This is a genomic window from Methanobrevibacter curvatus, assembly GCF_001639295.1.
GTDB lineage: Archaea > Methanobacteriota > Methanobacteria > Methanobacteriales > Methanobacteriaceae > Methanoflexus > Methanoflexus curvatus.
In genome coordinates this window covers 1-963 of sequence record NZ_LWMV01000110.1, presented here as the reverse complement: position 1 = coordinate 963, position 963 = coordinate 1, and the positions used below count along the sequence as shown (strand labels likewise).

Annotated in this window: 1 protein-coding gene; it reads left to right on the top strand. The window is 32.8% G+C overall.

All coding sequences use genetic code 11. From position 1 onward, the window contains the following. Positions 1–963: Ig-like domain-containing protein (locus MBCUR_RS02915; RefSeq protein ID WP_157077604.1), on the top strand; the 963-nt coding region annotated here is incomplete at both ends.

Below are 963 nucleotides of genomic sequence, written 5' to 3'. Positions count from 1 at the left end.
TTAATACAGCTAGTGCTAATTCTCAAACTACTATTTATGGTACAAGTTTTGTTAATAATACTGCTACTGGTTTAGGTAATGCAGTGTATGCTGGAGGAAGGATTAATGCTAGTTTTAATAGGTTTTTCAATAATAATGAGACTCCTGCTGATGTGAATGGTACTATATGGACTAATACTTCTCAGTTTGCTAATGTTAATATTAATAGTAATTGGTGGGGTAATAATACTCCTACTACGACTGGTGTTAGTCCTTCTAATTGGATTGTTTTGAATGTGAGTGGTACTCCTGGTAATGTGACTTTGTCTAATCGTACTGCTTATGTTTATTATTATCTTAGGTTATTTGATGGTTCTTCTTTGTATCCTTTTACTGAGACTAATTTAAATGAGTTTAATGGTACTGTGAATGATGTTGTTCTTGCCTCTGGTTATGATTATCTTTTTGATGCATCTAAGAGTCATTATGTGGGGATTGCTTTTACTCCTTATGGTTGGGTTAATGGTACATTTGAGGTTGATTGGTGGAGAAGTACGTTTAATGTAAGTACTATCTCTGATCCGAATATTACTTCTCCTAATGTTAGTGGTAAGTATAAGAATGTTACTGTTCTTAATGCTACCATTACTGATAGTGCTGGTTATGTTTTATCTAATTTAACTGTTAACTTTTATATTAATGGTGTATTGGTTGGTTCAAATGTTACTGATGTAAATGGTTTTGCTTTTTATGTTTATACTGCTACTAGTGCGGGTAATTTTACTTATGTTGCTGAGTATAGTGGTAATGATGTGAATTTTAATCCTATGAATAGTACTAGGAATGCTAGTTTTGACAAGCGTGGTACTGTTATTAGTCCTGTTAATGTGACTGGTAATGCTTTGGATACTGTTTATTTAAATGCTACTATTGTGGATGAGTATGGTGAAGTTGTTTCTAATGTACCTATTCAGTTTGGTGCTA